This window comes from Caballeronia sordidicola (genome assembly GCF_002220365.1).
Lineage (GTDB): Bacteria > Pseudomonadota > Gammaproteobacteria > Burkholderiales > Burkholderiaceae > Caballeronia > Caballeronia sordidicola_C.
The window spans coordinates 1-3544 of sequence record NZ_MTHB01000189.1; the positions used below are offsets into that span (position 1 = coordinate 1).

The following is a 3544-nucleotide window of genomic DNA, read 5'->3' on the forward strand; positions in this document are numbered from 1 at the left end:
CGAGCCTGAAATACGGCGACGATTTCAAGTACGAACCGACTGCAGCGTGAACGCATCGCGAACACAACGCCTCCGACGACGAACAACATCCATCATGAGCGAATAAAGATCACTTTGCACTGCCAGCGGTGATGTGAAGCGGGTTGGACCCGCACGGGGTTTATCTGACTTACTGCGTGGGATTGCATTCCCGCCTGTCGAATGAGATCCCCGTGCGCGTCTTTCATCAGGGTCCGGGCAATCATGCCCAACATGACCGTTTGTAGCATCGCAGTCCTTCACCTTCTCACGTCGCAACGGCAATGCAGTACGTCACAACACACAACCGCGATTGAGCTTGTGCTCGACGGGGAAGCCCTTGTAGCAGTAAGGTCAGCGGATCAAGCAGCGGTGATATGAAAAGGATTGCTTATGAAACGAGCGAGTAGAACTGCTGTACGGGAGACAGCGGAGTCTCGCCCCGACATTTCATCTGCCCTTTCTTGATCATGTGCATTAATTCGACGCCACTCAGAATGACGCGCGCGCAGTGGAAATCCTTGAAGCCCAGCATGGGTCGGGTGATGCGTTTGATGGCCCGATGGTCCTGCTCGACCAAGTTATTCAGGTACTTGACTTGACGAATCGTGATGGGTGTCTCTCGCTCGGCGTTCAAGGCGTGCAGCGCAGCCAGATTAGAGCCGCTTTTGTCGATGGTTACCGACTCGGGTACACCGTTATGAGCGATCGATTTTTCAAAGAAGCGCCGCGCTGCCACCTTGTCGCGCTTGGCTCTGAACAGGAAATCGATGGTTTGGCCCGCCTTGTCCACCGCCCGGTAGAGGTACTTCCACTGGCCTTTAACTTTGATATACGTTTCGTCCATGCGCCAGCTCTTGCCCACCGGCTGCTTGTGCTTACGGAACGTCTTCTCGAACAGCGGCACCAACTTGATCACCCAACGATGCACCGTGGAATGATCGACCTCAATACCGCGCTCGGCCATCATTTCTTCGAGATTACGCAAACTCAGTGCGTAGGCGAGTGCGTAGGCGACGTACCACCGCACGCATAGCAACATCACATCGAGCGGATAGTGAAGGCGCTTTAGCACTCGGGCGATGCCCGCAGCAAGCGTCTTTCGCGGTGTTTGGATCTTCTTCATCGGCCAGCCAAAGCATATTTGTCAGACTCGAATACTACCTCTCCCGCATTAACGCGACAAAACCCAACCTCGTGCTTGCCCCGTCACTGCGGCGGCTGGCCGGCCGTGAACTGGCGAAGCGCCTGCGGCTCGCGGCCCATAGCCTGGGAGAGCCCGATACAACCCTCGGCCCGCTCGGCGCATGTCTGCGCGCAGGCGATGAGCAGATCGGCTCGTGGCCGAAGCTGTCGGTCGTCGACGGGCGTCGGCACGTGCCGATGTTGCCGCGCTGCGGCAGGCCGTGTTGGCAACGCTTTCGATCCTAATCGCGGCCGATCCGGCAGCCCGCGAGCCGTCGAGCCGGCTGCCGACAGCGTTCGCCGGGTCGCTCGGCGACACATTGGAGGACAACGCACTCGCTGATACGATTAACGGCTTGTACAAGGCTGAACTGATTCATCGCCGCACCTGGAAAACACGCGAGTCCGTCGAGTTGGCAACGCTGGAATGGATGGCCTGGTTCAATCAACGTCTGCCGATGGAACCGCTTGGCTATATCCCGCCCGCTGAAGCTGAGGCAAACTACTACCCGCAACTTGAAACATCTGCCGTTGACGCGCATTACGCAAACCAGCCTCCACGATTCCCGTGGCCGGTTCACTTCAAACTATAAGGATCGGTCATGATCGAAGTAGAGCAGAACAAAAAGATAGTCGTCGACTACTACCAGACCGCATTCAACGGAAATCCTGAGAAAGCGGTGGCGGATCATTTCGGTGACCGCTACATTCAGCATAATCCCCAAGCGGCGAATGGGGCCGGAAGCGTTCGTCGGATTCGTAAAATGGCTTCGCGGCCAATATCCGGAACTCAAGCTGCATATACAGCGCGTCATCGCCGAGGGTGACATGGTGACCACTCACTCACATCTGGTCCTCGTCCCTGGCGAACCTGGTCGAGCATTGGCGGATTTCTTTCGCTTGGAGAACGGCAAGGTCGTCGAGCATTGGGACGTAATCCAAGACGTCCCGAAATCCTCGGTCAACTCTAACGGGATGTTCTAGCCATCGTCTCGAATGACAGTGGGCTGTTGAGAATTTGAATGGTAGCGCATGCAAAAACTACCAAAATTTTTACTGCGACCTGCGATGGGATATTTATAACGGTCATCAAAAAGGAAAATACATGAATTCTCCTCTAACCCAGGTCGGCATCATTGTCGGCAGCATAAGAAAAGCCTCATACTCGCGCCAGCTCGCGAACGCGCTGATCGACCGCGCGCCCGCCGCATGGAGTTGCTCAATTATCGAGATCCACGATCTGTCGATGTACAACCAGGATCTCGACGACAATCCGCCGCTTCCATGGACGCGCTTTCGCCAGGAAGTCGCTGCGAGCGATGCGGTCCTATTTGTTACACCTGAATACAATCGCTCCATTCCAGGTGTCCTGAAGAATGCAACCGATATTGGCTCGAGACCGTCTGGCCAAAACGTCTTCAACAGTAAACCTGCCGCAATAGTATCTCTCACGCCCTACACCGGCGGCGGAGCCTTAGCTAACCATGCACTGCGTCAGTCGATCGTATACCTAAATCTGGCAGTCATGCAACAGCCCGAAGCCTATATCAGTGAGATTGATAAAATTGTGGACGAACATGGCAAGGTGACTGACATTCAGGCAGACAAGCTGCTTCGGGCATTCATGAAAGGTTTCGAATCTTGGGTCAAGCGCATAGGCAGTTGACGTCGCGTAGGCGCGCACGGGGCAATCTGGACTGCCCAGAAATTAAGACATTGTCATGGTCAAAGCAACACTCGCAATGCAGCGTGTCTAACTCATTCAAGGCCGGCGGGTCCACGGCCGATTAACTTAAGCATTGAACTTCCGCTTCTGGCCGATCAGCCACCGTCATGTTCGGCCGGAGCTTGTCCTTTGCGAATGGCAAGCCGCCGGCAGCAATCATGGCAATGTCCCAAGCGTAGTTGAAGGTTGAAGGCGGTGGTCCTGGTGAATCCGAGAAAATCGGGTTTGCCCACGACGAAACCTCGGACAGGAGAACCGCCAAAATGAAGCCTACAAAGACGACCCGTCACAGTGCTAGCGTTGCGTTTAGTGTCGTGGCAAAGGGCGAGGTTCAAAGCCGCGTTACACATGCGAGGGGCGAAGATAATGCGGGATAATGCGGTCCCATTTTCGACGCTACGCCCCCATGAATCAATCCGTTTGCGCTGCCCCTACGAAACTGGCTACCAACGAACGCAAGATGATGGCCGTTCGAGCTTTGGCAGGCGCAGAACCGGTCAGCGCTCTGGCCGCCCGGCATGGCGTGAGCCGCCCGCTCGTCTACCGGCAGATGCACAAGGCCAACGCCGCGCTGGATGATCTCTTTTCGACTGAGCAGGCTGACGACCAGAACAA

At 55.7% G+C, this 3544-nt stretch carries 5 protein-coding genes and 1 pseudogene; 5 read left to right on the plus strand and 1 reads right to left on the minus strand.

The window, feature by feature from the left end; genetic code table 11:
• Positions 1 to 409: 409 nt before the first annotated feature.
• Entirely contained in the window at positions 410 to 1144 is a 735-nt protein-coding gene (locus BSU04_RS26810) for an IS6 family transposase (protein WP_089163410.1), read from the minus strand.
• 361 nt (positions 1145 to 1505) lie between these two features.
• Here BSU04_RS26810 and BSU04_RS26815 point away from each other — a divergent pair.
• The 5 genes and pseudogenes from BSU04_RS26815 to BSU04_RS45730 form a co-directional block, all read left to right on the plus strand.
• Positions 1506 to 1796 (plus strand): annotated as a pseudogene (locus tag BSU04_RS26815) (integrase core domain-containing protein); the annotation flags it as partial.
• Between the two features lie 9 nt (positions 1797 to 1805).
• The gene (locus BSU04_RS48005) at positions 1806 to 2030 is read left to right on the plus strand and encodes a nuclear transport factor 2 family protein (protein ID WP_256983308.1); all 225 of its coding nucleotides are present in this window, start codon (positions 1806 to 1808) and stop codon (positions 2028 to 2030) included.
• Positions 1936 to 2187 (plus strand): nuclear transport factor 2 family protein, encoded by a 252-nt coding sequence (locus tag BSU04_RS48940; protein WP_373452875.1) that lies wholly within the window; start codon positions 1936 to 1938, stop codon positions 2185 to 2187. Before BSU04_RS48005 ends, BSU04_RS48940 begins: the two co-directional genes overlap by 95 nt.
• A 121-nt stretch (positions 2188 to 2308) precedes the next feature.
• On the plus strand, positions 2309 to 2869 hold the full coding sequence (locus BSU04_RS26825) for an NADPH-dependent FMN reductase (RefSeq protein WP_089163411.1): 561 nt from the start codon (positions 2309 to 2311) through the stop codon (positions 2867 to 2869).
• A gap of 466 nt (positions 2870 to 3335) precedes the next feature.
• Positions 3336 to 3544 (plus strand): hypothetical protein (locus tag BSU04_RS45730; RefSeq protein WP_218827356.1); only part of this gene is annotated, 209 nt, incomplete at its 3' end.